At 68.2% G+C, this 16,250-nt stretch carries 18 protein-coding genes; 8 read left to right on the top strand and 10 right to left on the bottom strand.

Going from position 1 to position 16,250, the window contains the following annotated elements; genetic code table 11:
• Positions 1 to 46 precede the first annotated feature (46 nt).
• Both KBZ13_RS11180 and tilS read right to left on the bottom strand, forming a co-directional pair.
• Positions 47 to 661, bottom strand: coding sequence for a hypothetical protein (locus tag KBZ13_RS11180; RefSeq protein ID WP_255009177.1), 615 nt, complete (start codon positions 659 to 661; stop codon positions 47 to 49).
• Positions 661 to 1,716 (bottom strand): tRNA lysidine(34) synthetase TilS, encoded by a 1,056-nt coding sequence (gene tilS / locus KBZ13_RS11175; protein ID WP_255009175.1) that lies wholly within the window; start codon positions 1,714 to 1,716, stop codon positions 661 to 663. The genes KBZ13_RS11180 and tilS overlap by 1 nt, the downstream gene beginning before the upstream one ends.
• A 15-nt stretch (positions 1,717 to 1,731) precedes the next feature.
• On the opposite strand from tilS, the gene KBZ13_RS11170 reads away from it, so the two are divergent.
• The 3 genes from KBZ13_RS11170 (at position 1,732) to uvrB (ending at position 5,025) form a co-directional block, all read left to right on the top strand.
• Positions 1,732 to 2,499 carry a DUF561 domain-containing protein gene (locus KBZ13_RS11170; RefSeq protein WP_255009174.1) on the top strand — a complete coding sequence of 256 codons (768 nt, stop codon included), beginning with the start codon at positions 1,732 to 1,734 and terminating at the stop codon, positions 2,497 to 2,499.
• A gap of 71 nt (positions 2,500 to 2,570) precedes the next feature.
• Complete coding sequence (locus tag KBZ13_RS11165; RefSeq protein ID WP_255009172.1) at positions 2,571 to 2,996, top strand: phage holin family protein; 426 nt, start codon at positions 2,571 to 2,573, stop codon at positions 2,994 to 2,996.
• A 22-nt stretch (positions 2,997 to 3,018) separates the two neighbouring features.
• Positions 3,019 to 5,025 (top strand): excinuclease ABC subunit UvrB, encoded by a 2,007-nt coding sequence (uvrB, locus tag KBZ13_RS11160; protein ID WP_255009170.1) that lies wholly within the window; start codon positions 3,019 to 3,021, stop codon positions 5,023 to 5,025.
• An 18-nt stretch (positions 5,026 to 5,043) separates the two neighbouring features.
• On the opposite strand, the gene KBZ13_RS11155 is transcribed toward uvrB, so the two are convergent.
• Together KBZ13_RS11155 and holA are read right to left on the bottom strand one after the other, a co-directional pair.
• Complete coding sequence (locus KBZ13_RS11155; RefSeq protein ID WP_255009169.1) at positions 5,044 to 6,858, bottom strand: aspartate kinase; 1,815 nt, start codon at positions 6,856 to 6,858, stop codon at positions 5,044 to 5,046.
• Positions 6,859 to 6,885: 27 nt separating this feature from the next.
• On the bottom strand, positions 6,886 to 7,860 hold the full coding sequence (holA, locus tag KBZ13_RS11150) for a DNA polymerase III subunit delta (RefSeq protein WP_255009167.1): 975 nt from the start codon (positions 7,858 to 7,860) through the stop codon (positions 6,886 to 6,888).
• 9 nt (positions 7,861 to 7,869) lie between these two features.
• Between holA and KBZ13_RS11145 the strand changes: the two genes are divergently transcribed.
• Complete coding sequence (locus tag KBZ13_RS11145) at positions 7,870 to 8,481, top strand: precorrin-8X methylmutase (protein ID WP_255009165.1); 612 nt, start codon at positions 7,870 to 7,872, stop codon at positions 8,479 to 8,481.
• Here KBZ13_RS11145 and mutS read toward each other — a convergent pair.
• Both mutS and KBZ13_RS11135 read right to left on the bottom strand, forming a co-directional pair.
• On the bottom strand, positions 8,456 to 11,170 hold the full coding sequence (gene mutS, locus KBZ13_RS11140) for a DNA mismatch repair protein MutS (RefSeq protein ID WP_255009163.1): 2,715 nt from the start codon (positions 11,168 to 11,170) through the stop codon (positions 8,456 to 8,458). The two genes, KBZ13_RS11145 and mutS, sit on opposite strands and share 26 nt — an antisense overlap.
• 35 nt (positions 11,171 to 11,205) lie before the next feature.
• Positions 11,206 to 11,463, bottom strand: coding sequence for a type II toxin-antitoxin system VapC family toxin (locus KBZ13_RS11135; protein ID WP_255009161.1), 258 nt, complete (start codon positions 11,461 to 11,463; stop codon positions 11,206 to 11,208).
• An 88-nt stretch (positions 11,464 to 11,551) separates the two neighbouring features.
• Between KBZ13_RS11135 and psbZ the strand changes: the two genes are divergently transcribed.
• Together psbZ and ribH are read left to right on the top strand one after the other, a co-directional pair.
• Positions 11,552 to 11,740: a photosystem II reaction center protein PsbZ gene (psbZ, locus tag KBZ13_RS11130; RefSeq protein WP_255009159.1), complete on the top strand. Its 189-nt coding sequence runs from the start codon at positions 11,552 to 11,554 to the stop codon at positions 11,738 to 11,740.
• Between the two features lie 4 nt (positions 11,741 to 11,744).
• Positions 11,745 to 12,224, top strand: coding sequence for a 6,7-dimethyl-8-ribityllumazine synthase (gene ribH / locus KBZ13_RS11125; protein ID WP_255009157.1), 480 nt, complete (start codon positions 11,745 to 11,747; stop codon positions 12,222 to 12,224).
• A gap of 458 nt (positions 12,225 to 12,682) precedes the next feature.
• On the opposite strand, the gene KBZ13_RS11120 is transcribed toward ribH, so the two are convergent.
• Positions 12,683 to 13,105 carry a type II toxin-antitoxin system VapC family toxin gene (locus tag KBZ13_RS11120; RefSeq protein WP_255009156.1) on the bottom strand — a complete coding sequence of 141 codons (423 nt, stop codon included), beginning with the start codon at positions 13,103 to 13,105 and terminating at the stop codon, positions 12,683 to 12,685.
• Positions 13,106 to 13,109: 4 nt separating this feature from the next.
• A complete protein-coding gene (locus tag KBZ13_RS11115; protein ID WP_255009155.1) occupies positions 13,110 to 13,364 on the bottom strand; it encodes a type II toxin-antitoxin system Phd/YefM family antitoxin in 255 nt (84 codons plus the stop codon).
• A 151-nt stretch (positions 13,365 to 13,515) separates the two neighbouring features.
• On the opposite strand from KBZ13_RS11115, the gene KBZ13_RS11110 reads away from it, so the two are divergent.
• Together KBZ13_RS11110 and KBZ13_RS11105 are read left to right on the top strand one after the other, a co-directional pair.
• Positions 13,516 to 13,824 (top strand): FitA-like ribbon-helix-helix domain-containing protein, encoded by a 309-nt coding sequence (locus tag KBZ13_RS11110; RefSeq protein ID WP_255009153.1) that lies wholly within the window; start codon positions 13,516 to 13,518, stop codon positions 13,822 to 13,824.
• Positions 13,821 to 14,222 (top strand): type II toxin-antitoxin system VapC family toxin, encoded by a 402-nt coding sequence (locus tag KBZ13_RS11105; protein WP_255009151.1) that lies wholly within the window; start codon positions 13,821 to 13,823, stop codon positions 14,220 to 14,222. The genes KBZ13_RS11110 and KBZ13_RS11105 overlap by 4 nt, the downstream gene beginning before the upstream one ends.
• Positions 14,223 to 14,295: 73 nt before the next feature.
• Here KBZ13_RS11105 and KBZ13_RS11100 read toward each other — a convergent pair whose 3' ends face one another.
• On the bottom strand, positions 14,296 to 15,123 hold the full coding sequence (locus tag KBZ13_RS11100) for a nucleotidyl transferase AbiEii/AbiGii toxin family protein (protein ID WP_255009149.1): 828 nt from the start codon (positions 15,121 to 15,123) through the stop codon (positions 14,296 to 14,298).
• A gap of 19 nt (positions 15,124 to 15,142) precedes the next feature.
• Positions 15,143 to 15,826, bottom strand: a complete 684-nt coding sequence (locus tag KBZ13_RS11095) for a hypothetical protein (protein WP_255009147.1) — start codon at positions 15,824 to 15,826, stop codon at positions 15,143 to 15,145.
• Positions 15,827 to 16,250 lie beyond the last annotated feature (424 nt).

Genomic DNA, 16,250 nt, shown 5'->3' with positions numbered 1-16,250 from the left:
GCGAGGGGTGAGGGGGCCATCCCCTTCCCCCCTCTCTGGGGGGGATTCAGCGCAGGATCACCCGCAGCCGGCCCTTGGCCAGCTGGGCCAGTTCCTCGGCACTGAAGGAGGACGCCGCCGTCAGTGGCGGTTCGCTGGGGCTCGGGGCAGGCTCCTCAACCAACACCTTCGCCTCGATGATCCCCTCATCGGCGGCGCTCGGGGCCGCAGGAGCCTGCTTGAAGGGGTCAGCAAAATCCTGGGGACCGGTGGCGGTGGCAGGGGCCTGATCACTGGTCAACCAGGGCATCGCCGGCACGGTGGCTCCTACCGCCGGGGCGCCGGACGCGGCGGTCTCGAAGGGGGCCTCGCTGGCCTCAGGGACCGGTTTGGCCCGCTCACTGGCGCAGATTTCGAGCCCCTGCCGGGCCAGGTCGCGGTAGGTGGGTTCCTTGCTTGTTTCCACCACCTGGTCGTAATAGGTGGAGGCGGCGTCGTACTGCTTGAGCCCGTAGAGGTTGATGTGGCCGCTGAGCAACTGCAGGCGTGAATACTGCAGATCGTCCGCGTCCTCCGGGCGGTTGTTGAGCAGCGTTTCTGCCTGGGTGAGGGCTTCTCTGAACTGGCCCTGGCTGTAGGCCCGCTCCACGTCGATGTAGGACTCCTGAAAAGGTTTGGCCATCAGTTCTCGGGTTGATCGGGACGCGTTGCGGGCCGCCGTTCGGCCGGGGGCGGCTGGAGGCGGATCTCCATCCTGTCCCAGCTCAGCCGCCAGCCCCTGGGCAGGTCAAGGCTGCCGGGCCCAGCGCCAGGTTGCAAGCGGTGTTGCAGATCCTCCAGTTGTGGGGCCCCCAGCCCATGGCCGCTCTGGAGCCGCAGCCATTGGGCCAGCAGATGGCACTGACTGGCGCGCGCGAGCGCCGTCAGGCCGGGGCGCCGCAGCACCAGGGGGTCCACCCCAGGGTGCAGCGCCGCCAAGGCCAGGGGCAGCAGCTCCTCCAGGGGGTTCCCCTCCTGCTCCAGGCGCTCGGCCAGGGCGGCCAGGCGCCGGCCGGCGCCGGGGTGCAACGCCTCCAGCACCGGTACTACCTCGTGACGGATCCGGTTGCGGCCGTAGGTCAGCGCGGCGTTGCTGGGATCCACCCACACCGGCAAACCCTGCTCAGCGCAAAAGTGGCCGGTTTCAGCGCGGCTCATTCCCAGCAGCGGCCGCACCAGCAGGATCGGATCGAGCAGGGGCCGGCTGCGCCGAAGGCTGCTGAGGCCGCGCAGGTGGGCCCCCCGGGCCAGGTGCAGCAGCAAGGTTTCAGCCCGGTCGTCGGCGGTGTGACCGGTGAGCACCCGCTGGCAGCCCCGGGCGGCGGCCTGGCAGGCCAGGCGGTCGTAGCGCCAGCGGCGCGCCGCGGCCTCGCTGCAGGGGCCGGAATCGGCCCGCTCGATCAGCAACTCAAGTCCCGCCGTCGTCGCCCAGCGACGCAGGCCCTCGGCCTCGGGGGCCGAACCGGGATGCCAGCCGTGGTCCCCATGCCAGAGCAGCAGGGTCCAGCCGTGCAGGCGCCGAAGGTCCAGCAGCAGCCGGGTGAGGGTCATCGAATCCTGGCCGCCCGAGACCGCCAGCAGCAAGCGTTCTCCGGCCGGCAGCAACTCGGGTCGCCTCAGCAATTCCCTGTGCAGACGGCCGTGCAGGGGGCTCCAGGGACGGGAGTCCGGGGGTTCGGATGGGAGAATCGCCGTCATCTGCCTGCGTTGCCGATGTCCCGTCTCACCAGCCTGCCCACCGCCCTGCAGCGCGCGCTGGAGACGCGACAGCTGCTGAAGGTGATCGCCGGACTGACCAATTTTGACGCCGGATCTGTGCGGCGCATCGCCCGGGCCGCCGCCGCCGGTGGCGCGGACCTGCTGGACATCGCCTGCGACCCTGGGCTGGTGCGGACCGCCGCCGCGGCCTCTGGCCTGCCGATCTGCGTCTCGGCGGTCGATCCCGAGCTGTTCCCTGCCGCTGTCGCCGCCGGCGCGGCCCTGGTGGAGATCGGCAACTTCGATGCCTTCTACCCCGAGGGCCGCGTGTTCGGAGCACAGGAGGTTCTCGAGCTCGCCCGCCGCACCCGCTCCTTGCTGCCGCAGGTGGTGCTGTCAGTGACGGTGCCCCACGTGCTCAGCCTTGATCTCCAGGAGCAGCTGGCGATCGATCTGCAGGCGGCCGGCGCTGACCTGATCCAGACCGAGGGGGGCACCAGTGCTCGGCCCTTCAGCGCCGGAGTCCTCGGCCTGATCGAGAAGGCCGCCCCCACCCTGGCCGCCGCCCATGCCCTCAGCCGGGTGGTGGAGCTGCCGGTGCTCTGCGCCTCCGGCCTCTCGGCGGTGACCCTGCCGATGGCGATCGCGGCCGGGGCCTCCGGGGTGGGCGTGGGCTCGGCCGTCAACCGGCTGGGCGATGAGCTGGCCATGGTGGCCGTGGTGCGCTCCTTGAGGGAAGCCCTCAGCGGCGCCGTCGTGGCTCCGATCGGCGCCGTTTCGTAACGCCCTGTGGACCGGCCGTTGTTGGCTCCGGCTGGGGCTGCTTAGCCTCAAGGAAAATTACCTGTCGACCCATGGGTGCCTTCGTCTGGCTGTTGCAGTGGCCGATCCGGGCTGCGGTTCTGCTGCTGGTGGGCTGGTTGCCCCTGGGTGTTGAGCTCGAGAACTTCGGCACCGCCATGCTGTCGGCGGTGGTGATCGGTCTGCTGGGCACGCTGTTGATCTGGCCCCTGAAGTTGCTGCTGGCCCTGCCTTGGGCCCTCACCAGCCTCGGCGGCTTCGTGACCCCGATCAGCGCCCTCTACAACTGGGTGATCACGGTGGTGCTCTTCGGCCTGGCGGCCTGGCTGATTCCCGGGTTCCGGCTCAAGAACGGCCTGGTGAGTGCCATCCTCGGCGCCGTGGTCTACACCGTGGTCAGCGTCCTGATTCTCCGTTTCCTGGGACTTGAGGTGGGCTTTACCCGCGCCAGCGCCCTCGTCAGCGGCGCGGTGGCCTGAGCGAACCCCACAGAATGGGGGCATGGCCCGTTTCCAGCTCCAGGCCCCCTACATACCCCAGGGTGACCAGCCATCCGCCATCGCCGCCATGGTGCGGGCGGTGGATGCCGGTGAGCGCTACCAGACCCTGCTGGGCGCCACCGGCACCGGCAAGACCTTTTCGATCGCCAATGTGATCGCCCAGACCGGGCGTCCCACCCTGGTGCTGGCCCACAACAAGACCCTGGCGGCGCAGCTCTGCAACGAGTTGCGGGAGTTCTTCCCCGACAATGCCGTCGAATACTTCATCTCCTACTACGACTACTACCAGCCCGAGGCCTATGTGGCGGTCTCGGACACTTACATCGCCAAGACCGCCTCGATCAACGAGGAGATTGACATGCTGCGCCACTCGGCGACGCGTTCGCTGTTCGAGCGCAAGGACGTGATCGTGGTGGCCTCGATCAGTTGCATCTACGGCCTTGGAATCCCCTCGGAATACCTCAAGGCCGCCGTTCAGTTCCGGGTGGGCGAAACGCTCAACCTGCGCACCTCCCTGCGGGAACTGGTCAATAACCAATACAGCCGAAATGACACCGAGGTGGCACGCGGCCGTTTCCGGGTGCGCGGAGACGTGCTCGAGATCGGCCCGGCCTACGAAGATCGGCTGGTGCGCATCGAGCTGTTCGGCGATGAGGTGGAGGCGATCCGCTACGTGGATCCCACCACCGGCGAGATCCTGCAGAGCCTGGAGGCGGTGAACATCTACCCCGCCAAGCACTTCGTCACCCCCAAAGACCGGCTCGAGGGGGCGATCACCGCGATCCGGGCGGAGCTCCACCAGCGCCTGGATCAACTCAACAGTGTGGGCAAGTTGCTGGAGGCCCAGCGGCTGGAGCAGCGCACCACCTACGACCTGGAGATGCTCAAGGAGGTGGGCTACTGCAATGGCGTCGAGAACTACGCCCGCCATCTGGCTGGCCGCGATGCGGGCACCCCGCCCGAGTGCCTGATCGATTACTTCCCCGACGACTGGCTGCTGGTGGTGGACGAGAGCCACGTCACCTGCTCCCAGCTGCGGGCCATGTACAACGGCGACCAGAGCCGCAAGCAGGTGCTGATCGAGCACGGCTTCCGCCTGCCCTCGGCCGCCGACAACCGGCCGCTCAAGGATGAGGAGTTCTGGGCCAAGGCCCACCAGACGATCTTCGTCTCTGCCACCCCCGGGGCCCTGGAGCTGGAGCGCAGCCTCGGGCAGGTGGTGGAGCAGGTGATCCGCCCCACCGGGGTGCTTGATCCAATCGTGGAAGTTCGCCCCACCGAGGGCCAGGTGGACGATCTGCTCGGGGAGATTCGGCTGCGGGCCGACAAGGGGGAGCGCTGCTTGATCACCACCCTCACCAAGCGCATGGCCGAGGACCTCACCGATTACCTGGCCGAACATGGCGTGCGCGTTCGTTATCTGCACTCGGAGATCCACTCGATCGAGCGCATCGAGATCATCCAGGACCTGCGCAACGGTGTGTTCGATGCCCTGGTGGGGGTGAACCTGCTGCGGGAGGGCCTCGATCTGCCGGAGGTGTCGCTGGTGGCGATCCTCGATGCTGACAAGGAGGGCTTTCTGCGGGCGGAACGCTCCTTGATCCAGACCATCGGCCGGGCCGCACGCCACGTGGAGGGCAAGGCCTTGCTCTACGCCGAGAACCTCACCGATTCGATGGCCAAGGCGATCTCCGAAACCGAGCGGCGGCGGGCGATCCAGCACGCCTACAACCTGAAGCACGGCATCACCCCAACGCCTGCGGGCAAGCGCGCCGGTAACTCGATCCTTTCGTCGCTGGAGCTTTCGCGCCGCCTCAGCGACGATCAGTTGGAGCAGGCCACCGAGGAGGCCCTGCATGAGACGGTGCCGCTGGAGGCCCTGCCGGAACTGATCACCCAGCTGGAGGACAAGATGAAGGCCGCGGCCAAGAACCTGGAGTACGAAGAGGCGGCGGGCCTGCGCGACCGCATCAAGCAGCTGCGCATGAAGCTGGTGGGCAAGCACTGATCAGAGCTGAGCCACGGATCAGACCGGAGCAGCCGTGCCCTCGGCCCGGTGCACGGTGATTCCCCCCAGGCCGAAGCGGGCATGCACCGCCCGCAGGGCCCCCTCGCCATCTTTTTCGGCCACCACACAGCTGGTGCGGATTTCGCTGGTGGCGATCATCTCGATGTTGATCCCCGCGTCCGCCAGGGCACGGAACATGCGCGCCGCCGTGCCAGGGGTGCAGGGCATGCCCGCCCCCACGGCACTGACCCGGGCGATCGCCTGACCCTGCTCGAAGCGGGCGCCACTCCACTGGGCCAGCACCGGTGCCAGGGCGATTCGGGCGCGCTCCAGGTCGTCGCGGCGCAGGGTGAAGCTCATGTCGCGGCGGCGATCGTTGCCATCGCCGCGGGTGCGCTCCGACTGCACGATCGCATCGAGGCTGATGCCGGCATCGGCCAGGGCCCGGCAGACCTGTGCCGCCGTGCCGGGCCGGTCGGGCAACAGGCGAGTGGCCACCTGGGCCTGGTCGCGGTCGAGGGCCACCCCCCGCACCGCCGGATCCCCCAGGCCGCAGGGCGGGGGGTTGAGCTGGAGCTGGTGATCGGCCAGTTCGAAGGAGGCCGCCGCCGCCCGCAGGGCCTTGGTGGCCTGGTCTCCCTCCACCAGACAGCTCACCTTCACCTCGCTGGTGGCGATCATGCGCAGGTTGATGCCGCTGCGGGCCAGGGTGTCGAACAGCCGGGCCGCCACCCCGGGGCGGCCGAGGATCCCCGCCCCGGAGATGCTCAGCTTGGCGAGGCCCCCCTGGGCGGTGAGGGCGCAGTCGGCGGCCCCGGTGGCGTTCAGCAGCACCTGGCAGACCTCCCGGGCCCGTTCCAGCTGGGACGCGGCGAGGGTGAAGGCGATGTCGTTGGTGGCCCCCTCCTGGGTGGCCTGCACGATCAGGTCCACGTTGAGGCCGGCGCTTGAGAGCGCTTCGAACAGCCGCGCCGCCACCCCTGGTTCGTCGGGCACCAGGGAGAGGGCGATGACGGCCTGGTCCACCTCCAGTTGCGCCCCGTCCACCGGTTTGCCCAGCTCCAGGCCCTCGCTGCCGATCGACCGGCCCGGCCCACTGGTGAGCAGGGTGCCGGGGGCCTCGCTCCAGCTGGAGCGCACCACCAGGGGCACGCCGTAGTTGCGGGCGATCTCCACGGCCCGAGGATGCAGCACGGCGGCACCGAGGCTGGCCAGTTCCAGCATCTCGTCGCAGGTGACCGTCTCCATCAGCTGTGCGTCGCTGACCTTGCGCGGGTCGGTGGTGAGCACCCCGGGCACATCGGTGTAGATCTCGCAGGCGTCGGCCCCCAGCGCCGCCGCCAGGGCCACGGCCGAGGTGTCGGACCCCCCGCGGCCCAGGGTGGTGATTTCGGCGGTGCCGCCGCTGCCGCTGCTGGTGCCCTGGAAGCCGGCCACCACCACCACCTGGCCGTCATCGAGCAGCCGGCGCAGGCGGTCGGTGCGCACTTCAAGGATGCGGGCGCGGCCATGGGCCGATTCGGTGACGATGCCCACCTGGGCGCCCGTCATCGAGACCGCCGGCACGCCGAGGGCGTTGAGGGCCATGGCCAGCAGCGCGATCGACACCTGCTCCCCGGTGGCCAGGAGCATGTCCATTTCCCGCTGGGGGGGGTCATGGCTGATCGCACGGGCCAGGGCGGTGAGCTCGTCGGTGGTGTGGCCCATGGCCGAGACCACGATCACCAGCTCATGGCCCTGCTCACGGCTGTCAGCCACCCGGCGGGCCACCGCCTGGATGCGCTCGACGCTGCCCACGGAGGTGCCCCCGAATTTCTGAACCAGCAGGGCCATCGCTCGGTTGCGGGCAGTGAGGTGTGATTATCCGTCGGGGCCGGCGCCCGCCAGAAATCCATCTCGGAAGGCGTCGCGGGGTTCGCTTCCGCGCTTGAGGGCGGCCTCCACCTCCAGCAGCTGAGCCAGCAGGGCGAGGAAGCGCTCCGGCGGACGCCCGCGGATCTGCTTGCGCATCACGTAGACGCGCTTGGGGTTGCCGATGCCGGCGGCCTTGGCAATCACGGCCACGTCCTGTTCGCCGCTGCGCTCCAGCAGGCTCACCCAGAGCCAGCCGCGGATCTGGCTGCAGAGGGTGGCGACGATGCGCAAGGCGGGCTCATTGGCCTCCAGCAGGGCGTCGAGCAGGGCGATGGCGTCGCCGAGGCGACCCGCCAGCAGGGCGTCCCCCACCTGCAGGCTGGTGGTGGCATGGGCCCCCACCAGGGCGGCCACGGCCGCGGCGTCAATGGGCTGGTCGCCTTTGTAGAGCCCCAGTTTTTCCAGCTCGCTCGCCAGCCGGGCGCTGTCGCTGCCCACGGCTTCGGCCAGGGCTTCGGCGGCGCCGGCGGTGAGTTTGAGGCCCAGGGCCGCGGCGGTGCCCTTCACCAGCTCCAGCTGGCCGGCCCCATCCCAGACCGCCGGCAGGGGGAAGCTTTGTTCGGTGGCCACGGCCTTGAGGGCCTTGGTGGTGCGCAGGCGGGCATCGGGCTTGCCGGGGCTCACCAGCAGCAGGTGGCCGTTGGCGGGAATCAACTCCAGGGCGGCCTCCAGCTGGGCCGCCAGCTCGGCGGGGCAGGCGCTGCAGAAGGGGCTGCGCTGCAGCAGCACCACCCGATCACCGCCGCCGAGCGGGGGCGTGCGCGCTTCCGCCAGGGCCTGGGAGGCCTGGGCGGGGTCGTTGCCATCGAGCCGGGAGAGGTTGATGCTGGCCCAGGCGGGATCGATCACCTGGGCGATCAGGGCCTCCACGGCCCGGGTTCGGGCGGCTTCGTCGTCGCCCCAGTAGAGATGGACCGGCATGGGCGCGCCATGGATCACCCGATCTTCACCGAAAGCGTGCGGCGCATCCGCGACTGGCTCGGCGACACGGGCCTCGATCCGGTGCAGCAGGAGGTGCTCGAGCGCCTGGTGCACACCAGCGGCGACCTGGCCATCGCCGCCGACCTGCGCTTCGGGCACGGGGCCTGCGCTTCGGGCCTGCTGGCCCTGGCCGCCGGGGAGCTGATCCTCACCGACACCGCCATGGCCGCGGCGGCGGTGGCGCCGATGGCGGCGCGCACCTTTGCCAACCCCGTGCGCAGCGCCCTGGACTGGGCCCCGGCGCTGGCGCCTGAAGGGGGCACCCGGGCGGCCACCGGCATGGCCCTGGCCCTGGCGGAGCACCCGCGGGCGGTGGTGTTGATCGGCAGTGCCCCCACGGCCCTCGAGCGGCTGCTGGAGCTGGCCGCCGAGGCCGATTCACCTGTGCGGCCTGCCCTGGTGGTGGGGATGCCGGTGGGTTTCGTGGGGGTGGCCGAGAGCAAGCGCCACTTGGCCGAATCGCCCCTGGCGCAGATCCGGCTCGAGGGCAGCAAGGGGGGGGCGGCCCTGGCGGCGGCCACGGTGAATGCGTTGCTCAGGCGGGCCTGGCTGGGGCGCTGAGCGCCACATGGCTGTTGGCCTCGATGCGGCTCAGCACCTGGCGGGCCCGCAGCACCACCGAAGGGGGCACCCCAGCGAGGCGGGCGGCCTCGATGCCGTAGCTGCGGCTGGCTCCACCGGGCCGCACCTGGTGGAGGAACCTCAGCCGCTCGCCTGTTTCTTCCACCAACACCTGCACGTTGGCCACGTTGGGCAGCAGCTCGGCCAGCTCGTTGAGCTCGTGGTAGTGGGTGGCGAACACCGAGCGCGCCCTGATCCCCTCGGCCAGGTGTTCGGCCACCGCCCAGGCGATCGAGAGGCCATCGAAGGTGGCGGTGCCGCGGCCGATCTCATCGAGCAGCACCAGGGAGCGATCGGTTGCGTGGTGAAGGATGTTGGCGGTTTCGGCCATCTCGACCATGAAGGTGGACTGGCCCGTGGCCAGGTCATCGACGGCGCCGACGCGGGTGAAGATCCGATCGCAGATCCCCAGACGGGCGGAGCGGGCCGGAATCCAGCTGCCCACCTGGGCCAGCAGCTGCAGCAGGCCGATCTGGCGCAGGTAGCAGCTCTTGCCGCTGGCGTTGGGGCCCGTGAGCACCAGCAGATCGGGCTGTCCCTCCTCCCCTAGGTGAATGCCGTTGGCGGTGAAGGGCTCCTCCACCAGCATCTGCTCCACCACCGGATGGCGTCCGGCCTCGATCTGCAGGGTGCGGCTGTCCGTGAGCTCCGGGCAGCAGTAGCCGCCGGTGGCGGCCACCTCGGCCAGGGCGGCCAGGGCATCGAGGGCGGCCACCCGGCGGGCGGCGGCGCGGATCGGACCCGCCTGGGCGCCCACGCGCTGGCGCAACTCGGCGAACAGCTCGTATTCGCGCTGGGCGGCGCGGGCCTTGAGCTGCAGGATCGCCCCCTCGCGGGCCTTGAGGTCGGGGGTGACGAAGCGCTCCTCGTTGGCGAGGGTCTGGCGGCGGATCCAGTGCTCGGGCACGGCCAGGGCCTTGGCCCGGCTGACGGCGAGGAAGTAGCCGAAACTGCGGTGGAACTGCAGCCGCAGGCTGGCGATGCCACTCAGGCGCCGTTCCTGGCGCTCCTGGGCCTCCAGCCAGGCGTCCTGGTCATCGAGGCGGTTGCGCAGGCCATCGAGGCGCTCATCGACGCCGTCGTGGATCAGGCCGCCCTCGGTGAGGCCCATCGGGGGGGCATCGAGCAGGGTGTGGCGCACCAGGGCGGCCAGTGCCGCCAGCTCCGGCCGCGGCTCGTTCAGATCCCGCAGAGGGGCGCTGGAGGCCTCCTGCAGCAGGGCCGCCAGCCGCGGCAGCCGTTCGAGGCCATCGGCCAACGCCACCAGGTCGCGGGCGGAGGCGGAGCCGGCCCCCGCCCGGCCCGCCAGGCGCTCCAGGTCGCCCATGGGCCGCAACAGCCGGCGCAGGGCCAGGCGCAGGGAGCGCTGGGCCACCAGTTCGCTGACGCTCTCCTGGCGGGCGCGGATGCGCGTCAGCTCCACCAGGGGGGCCTCCAGCCAGCGCCGCAGCCGGCGGCCCCCCATGGCCGTGAGCGTTCGATCCAGCACCCAAAGCAGCGAGCCGTGAAACGCGCCGCCCATCTGGGTGCGGGTCAGCTCCAGGTTGCGGCGGGTCTGGGCATCCAGCACCAGCTCATCGCCGGCGGACCAGGTGCGGGGTAGCTCCAGGGGGATCGAGCTGCCCGGTTGGGTGTCATCGAGGTAGCGCACCAGGCCGCCGGCGGCCCGCAGCCCCAGGGGGGTCTCCCCCAGCCCCAATCCAGTGAGGCTAGCCAAGGCGAAGCGCTCCAGCAGGGTGCGGCGGGCCTCGGCGCTGGCGAAGGGGGTGGTGGGCAGGGGCGTGAGCCGCAGACCCTCAGGGCACCAGGGGGGGGGCGACGCTTCTCCCGGCCAGAGCAGTTCGGCCACCTCCAGCTGCAGCAGTTCCTGGTGCAGGCGGTCGGTGCCCTCCCGCTCGGTGACCCGGAACTCCCCCGTGCTCACATCGGTGACCGCCAGGCCCCAGCGGGGCCCCTCCAGCACCACCGCCGCCAGCCAGTTGTTGCGCCGGGCCGCCAGCAGGCCCTCTTCCAGCACCGTGCCGGGGGTGATCACCCGGGTGATGCCGCGCTTGAGCAGGCTGCCCTTGGCGGCCACCGCCTCCAGCTGATCGCAGAGGGCGATGCTGAGGCCGTGGCGCACCAGCTCAGCGCAGTAACGCTCGACGGCGTGGTGGGGGATCCCCGCCATCGGTACCCGGCCGAGGCGCTTGCCCGCCTCCTTGCCGGTGAGGGTGAGCTCCAGCAGGCGCGAGAGCAGCAGGGCGTCCTCGAAGAAGAATTCGAAGAAGTCCCCGAGGCGGTAGAGCAGCACCCGATCGGGGTGGGCGGCCTTGAGCTCCACGTAGTGGCGCAGCATCGGCGGGAGCGCCTCGGGGTCCACCAGGCCGTGGTGGTGCCAGCGGGGCAGGTCGGAGACGCCGGCGTTGTCGTCGCCGGGGCTGGTTTCGGTGGCGTCTGGTTCGCTCCTGGCCTGGCGCTTGCGGGGCCGGGCGGCCGCCTGGGCGATCAGGGCTGCGTCGTCGAGCTCGGTGGTGCCTGGATCTGCCTCATCCGGGGCCTCGGCCAAGGCCTCGGCAGCGCCGAACAGGCTGCCCTGCAGCGCCGGAGCGGCGATCAGCGACAGCTGTTCCTTGGCTTCCCCCGCCACGTTGTGCCCCTGCCAAGGGGGCGATCGTAGGTGGCTCAGCCGGGGGCTTTCGGCAGCCAGCGCACCCCGGCGATCCCCCGGAAATCGGCGTCCTGGGTGATCAAGAGAGCACCACAGGCCTTGGCGGTGGCGAGCATCAGGCTGTCCGCCATGGGCAGCTTGAGCTCCAGGCTGAGCTGGGCCCCGTGGAGGGCGATTTCGGGGCTCAAGGCCACCAGCTCAGAGCGCTGCATCAAGGCGATGGCCTGCAGGGCCGGGCCTTCCCCGTGCTCGCGCAGGACCCCTCCCGACAAGTTGTGAAGGATCGGCAGACGCCCTCAGAATCGGCCGAAACGCCGTGGGACAATCCATTTCCAGCCCGCACAGGCCCCCGAAGGACCCATGCAGATCCTCAACACCCTCACCGTTCTGGCCCTGGTGGTGCTGTCCTTCGCGTTGATCGTGGCTATTCCCGTGCTCTACGCCAGCAGCGATGACAGCGGCCGCTCCAACCGGCTGATTCTGCTGGGCGGAGGGGCTTGGGTGGCCCTCGTTCTGCTCAACTGGGGTATGAGCTTCTTCGTCATCTGACCCCTTGGCCATCTTTGAAGGACGGTTCACCGAGGTCAGCGGCCTGCGGATCGCCGTCGTGGTCGCCCGTTTCAATGATCTGGTCACCTCCCGGTTGCTGAGTGGCTGCCTGGATTGCCTCAGCCGTCACGGCATTGATGTGTCCGAAGGCAGCACGCAGCTGGATGTGGCCTGGGTGCCCGGCAGCTTCGAGATCCCTCTGATCGCCCAGCGCCTGGCCGCCAGCGGCCGCTACCAGGTGGTGATCACCCTGGGGGCCGTGATCCGCGGTGACACCCCCCATTTCGATGTGGTGGTGGCCGAGGCCAGCAAGGGGGTGGCGGCTGTCGCGCGCGAGACGGGAATCCCCGTGATCTTCGGGGTGCTGACCACCGACACCCTGCAGCAGGCCCTGGAGCGGGCGGGCATCAAGAGCAACCTGGGCTGGAGTTATGCGCTGCAGGCGCTGGAGATGGGGAGCTTGATGGCGGGGTTGCCGGGTTAGGGCATCCGCCAGACTTAGCCAGTCCAGGTTGAGCGCCCGGTATGGCTGATGAGGATGTTCGCTGGCTGCAACGGCTGGAGAATGACGGGCGTTCCTTGGCCACTCTGCGGCGGGTGGTTCTCTAAGGCTCAAGGGCGATGGGGCGCCATCGCTCAGGCTCGGATCTTGATCTCTGCCTGGAGGCGCCGTCCATGGACGTGGCCGATCTGTTGAGGCTGGGCGCCGAACTCGATAGCTCACCCATGGGGACGTGCTGGCCTGCTTGGCCTTCGTGGCGGAGCGGGAGAAACGCCTGATGACCTTGCAATCCAGCTATTTGAGGAAGTTGTGCATCTGTGCAAGTTCCCCAAAGCAACACTGAAAAGCTCCGGCAGGGCCCGACCGGTTCGCAGCGGATGCAATCGATTACCACGGTGCTGGCTGTTCCTGCTCCAGTTCCCAGAAGCTGTGGCGCCGACTCAGGCCCCACTGCCCGTAGCGGTGAATGGATTGATCAGCTCCACCCCAAAGCGGCTGAAGTCAGCCTCGTTCCGGGTGACCACGGTGAGCTTGTGAACCCTGGCGATGGCAGCGATCATCGCGTCCTCGTAGAGGGTGTCGGATTGCCGCTGCATGAGTCGGGCCCAGCAGCGAAAAGCCGCTCCATCCATCGGCAGGATGTTGTAGGTGCAGCTCACCTGAACGAGCCACTGTTCGATCTCGGTGGCCTTGGCGGGGTCCTGTTCGCGGGTGAGCTCGATGCCAGCCTGGATCTCGCCAAGGGTCACGCTGGCGAGGTGGAGGTCTGCATCGTCAACGCCCTGGAGCCAGGCGAGCACGGCGCCGTGGGGCCGCGGCTTACGCAGCTCCGAAACCACATTGGTGTCGAGCAGAAATACCACCGGTCTAAAGAGCCAGCAGGGATCGCCGGCGGGCCTTGCCCCGGGGCGGAACCAGCGCCTCGGTACGCGCGCCTGGGGTCAGCAACAGGTCTTTCAGGCTGGGCTGTGCGGCTGCCTGGAGACGGCGCCATTCGTCGATGGATACCAGCACAGCCGCTTCGCTGCCACGTTTCGATACCACCTGGGGCCCTTCACGTTGACACGTATCGAGCAGCTCACTGAAACGCGCTTTTGCGTGCTGGACCGGCCAGACCGTCATGGGGCACTCCGCATTCAGACTAGTTAGATGACTAGTCTAATCATTGCTGCCTTCTTGCGTCGGATCTTGGCCTGCGCCGGACCCATCCGCTTCATGGCCATGGATTGACAAATCAACCAATACCCAGCGCAATGCTGACCGGGCCATGCCCATGGGCCGCCAGAAACCAGAATGGATCCATAATGGTTGCATTGCTGCGAGATCGCTGGCTGCCATGGCCAAAACCATCACGCTCAAGAACCTGCCCGACCTGCTCCATGCCCGGCTGGCAGCAGCAGCCAAGCGGCATCGGCGCAGCCTCAACAACGAAGCCATCGTTTGCCTGGAAGCCGGCTTGGGCCATGGGCCCTTGGCTGTGGAGCAGCAGCTGGCGGAGATCCGCGCCTTGCGCAACAGCCTTGGCCAGCACAGCTTTGATCCGGCCGAGATCGATGCCTTCAAGCGCGAGGGGCGACCTTGATCGTCGTCGACACCAACGTGTTGGCCTATCTGCTGCTGCCGGGGCCCAAGACAACGTTGGCAGAAGCCCTGTTGCTCCATCAACCCTGTTGGGCAGCACCTCCGCTCTGGCGCAGCGAGTGGCGCAATGTGCTCACCACCTACCTGCGGCGTGACCTGCTGCAGCTCCCAGACGCTGTGGCGCTGATGGAACGCGCTGAGCTGCTTCTGGCTGGTCAGGACGAACCGGTGACCTCCGAGCAGGTATTGCAGCTGGCCATCAGCAGCCGCTGCAGTGCCTATGGCTGCGAGTTCGTTGCCGCTGCGCAGCAGCTGGGGGTGCCGCTGGTCACCGAGGACCGCGCCATTCTCGTGGCCTTTTCGGATGTGGCGAGGCCCCTGGATTTGTTCACCGCCTGAACCCACCTGCCGAGGGCGCGATCAGCGCCAGATGCAGGGCTTGACGCGAGACACGCATCGGCCGGCCAGAGGTTCAGACCGTTGTGATGCGACGGCCAAGCTGGTGGAAGTAGTCCGTCGACCAGATGGCCAGTGGGTGGGGGTCGGGAATGAAGCGTTCAATGTCCATGCGGGCATTGGCAACATCCAGGCGGGCGATGCGCTCATCCAGCAACGCCTGCAGCGTTGATGCCGTAAAGGGCTGATCCGCTGGCCAATGGCCGCTCTGGCGAGCCCGCTCAGCCAGGTGATCCAGATGCAGGGGGTTGCCTTGGCGCACATACCACTCCAGATCGAACCAGTCACGGCCTTTGATCCGCTGCTGCCACTGCCTGAACAACACCGCATGCATTTTGCCTGCGAATAAATCGGGCAGGCTGAAACATTTAACGTAAAAGGAATAGGGTTGCAGCAGGAGCTTCTCCTCGGTGCTGAATCCCAGGGGGGGTTCTGAGTCGACCTCAAGTTTGATCTTCAGCATTTTGGAGCTGCCGATTGCGAGCTGAACGATGGTGGTGGTTGTTTTCAAAAAGGCTGAATGGATTGCTGTTTGAGCCGTCTTGGTTTTTACCTTGATCTCAACATCAATTCCCAGGGCGGCAAATTCCTCCGTAAGTCCCCGCAGATAGGGCTGCAGGGAGAAGTTTGGATCTGGCTGTAGGAGCGAGAAATCCAGATCCTCAGAAAACCGCGGCAGCTGATGAAAGATGCGCAGGCAGGTGCCGCCGTAAAACGCGGCTTTGCCAAAGAAACCACGGCGATAGAGCCCCGCCAGAGCAAGCTCCTGCATCACCTCCCGCAACGCCTGGCTGCGCGCCGCATCGCTATCGAGGGGAACCCGCTGCAGCATCTGCTCAACCACCCTGTTCATGGTGCTGAGTTCATGGCGAGGGCTCCGTGGCCAGCTCCTGCTGCAGCGTTTCGATCACCTTGAGCAAGGTTCCCAGCTGCCTTCGCTTGTAGCCGGTGGCCAGGCACGCGCGGATGGCGGCGAGGTTGAGCAGTCCCAGCTGATCGGGATCCAGCCGCAGGTCCTCCAGCAGCCACTGCCGCATGGCCCCGCGGGACAACGGCGCCAACTGGCGGCTGAGCACCAGCCGATCACACAGTGCCTTGGCGGGGCTGGCGATCAGGAAGCTGAGCCCATCGGCTGCCTGGCCCAGTTCTTGGCCCACCGTGTAGTAGGGCAGTGGCAGGTGGTGGTAGGTGAAGCGCCCCAGAGCGTTGCTGAGCCTGCGGCTTGGCTTGGGGGTCACCGAGGTCACCTCCGCCACCCCCTCGGGAATCAGGCCATGCCAGGCCAGGGCAAAGTCGAGGGATACACAGGAGGGGCCGTAGAGATGATTGGCGATAAGGGGCAGGCAAGCCGGGCTGGTTCGCAGGGGCGCCCCCGCCAGGTAGAGCCCGCGTCGCAGCGGCTGCAGTGCCCCTTCCCGCAGCCATTCACTCACCTTGTCGTTGGGCTGCCGGTAACCGCTGAGTGCTTCATCGAGCACGTCCCGTGCCAGCGGCACAGCCCCGAAGCGCCGAAGCGGATGGTCCAGATTGTCTGTTTTTGACGGCATGATCGGATTTTATCCGATCATGCTGGTTCATTTCGTCAGAATCAGCGCTTAAAGCCGGCCCATCAGCGTGCTGCTGCCGTGATGGAGTGATCCCTCAGCGAACTCTTTGCAAATTCCGACTCTTTGGGAGCTCTGCTGCGCCCCATCCAACGGCGAGAGGTCGCAGCAACACGGCCGCCGCCACTTCGGCCCAGTCCTAAAAGTACACGTTGTACAGATTTTAGGACTCGGTCCAAGCCGGTGCCACGGCATCGATGTGGCCTGGGTGCCCTGCAGTGTTGAGATCCCTCTGATCGCCTAGGAGTTTGTTGCCAATTGAGCAGCGAACCCCTGGCCACAGCGGATCGACCCCTGAGCTGAATAGCTGAGACTCCGTCCTTCTGCTGTCCGGGCCCCATCGATGGGCCTCAGTCAGCCGCTGCTA

The sequence above is a fragment of the Cyanobium sp. ATX 6F1 genome, from assembly GCF_024346315.1.
Taxonomy (GTDB): Bacteria; Cyanobacteriota; Cyanobacteriia; order PCC-6307; family Cyanobiaceae; genus ATX-6F1.
The sequence above is the reverse complement of the archived record's forward strand: the minus strand, read 5'-3'. Positions and strand labels throughout refer to the sequence as shown.

Excerpts from the sequence above, each read along its gene's own strand:
- KBZ13_RS11095 (WP_255009147.1), bottom strand. The coding sequence starts at position 15,826 with ATGCCGTCAAAAACAGACAATCTGGACCATCCGCTTCGGCGCTTCGGG.
- KBZ13_RS11170 (WP_255009174.1), top strand. The coding sequence starts at position 1,732 with ATGTCCCGTCTCACCAGCCTGCCCACCGCCCTGCAGCGCGCGCTGGAG.
- KBZ13_RS11155 (WP_255009169.1), bottom strand. The coding sequence starts at position 6,858 with ATGGCCCTGCTGGTTCAGAAATTCGGGGGCACCTCCGTGGGCAGCGTC.
- holA (WP_255009167.1), bottom strand. The coding sequence starts at position 7,860 with ATGCCGGTCCATCTCTACTGGGGCGACGACGAAGCCGCCCGAACCCGG.
- KBZ13_RS11110 (WP_255009153.1), top strand. The coding sequence starts at position 13,516 with ATGGGCCGCCAGAAACCAGAATGGATCCATAATGGTTGCATTGCTGCG.
- KBZ13_RS11165 (WP_255009172.1), top strand. The coding sequence starts at position 2,571 with ATGGGTGCCTTCGTCTGGCTGTTGCAGTGGCCGATCCGGGCTGCGGTT.
- uvrB (WP_255009170.1), top strand. The coding sequence starts at position 3,019 with ATGGCCCGTTTCCAGCTCCAGGCCCCCTACATACCCCAGGGTGACCAG.
- tilS (WP_255009175.1), bottom strand. The coding sequence starts at position 1,716 with ATGACGGCGATTCTCCCATCCGAACCCCCGGACTCCCGTCCCTGGAGC.
- KBZ13_RS11115 (WP_255009155.1), bottom strand. The coding sequence starts at position 13,364 with ATGACGGTCTGGCCGGTCCAGCACGCAAAAGCGCGTTTCAGTGAGCTG.
- KBZ13_RS11180 (WP_255009177.1), bottom strand. The coding sequence starts at position 661 with ATGGCCAAACCTTTTCAGGAGTCCTACATCGACGTGGAGCGGGCCTAC.
- KBZ13_RS11145 (WP_255009165.1), top strand. The coding sequence starts at position 7,870 with ATGGATCACCCGATCTTCACCGAAAGCGTGCGGCGCATCCGCGACTGG.
- psbZ (WP_255009159.1), top strand. The coding sequence starts at position 11,552 with ATGCAGATCCTCAACACCCTCACCGTTCTGGCCCTGGTGGTGCTGTCC.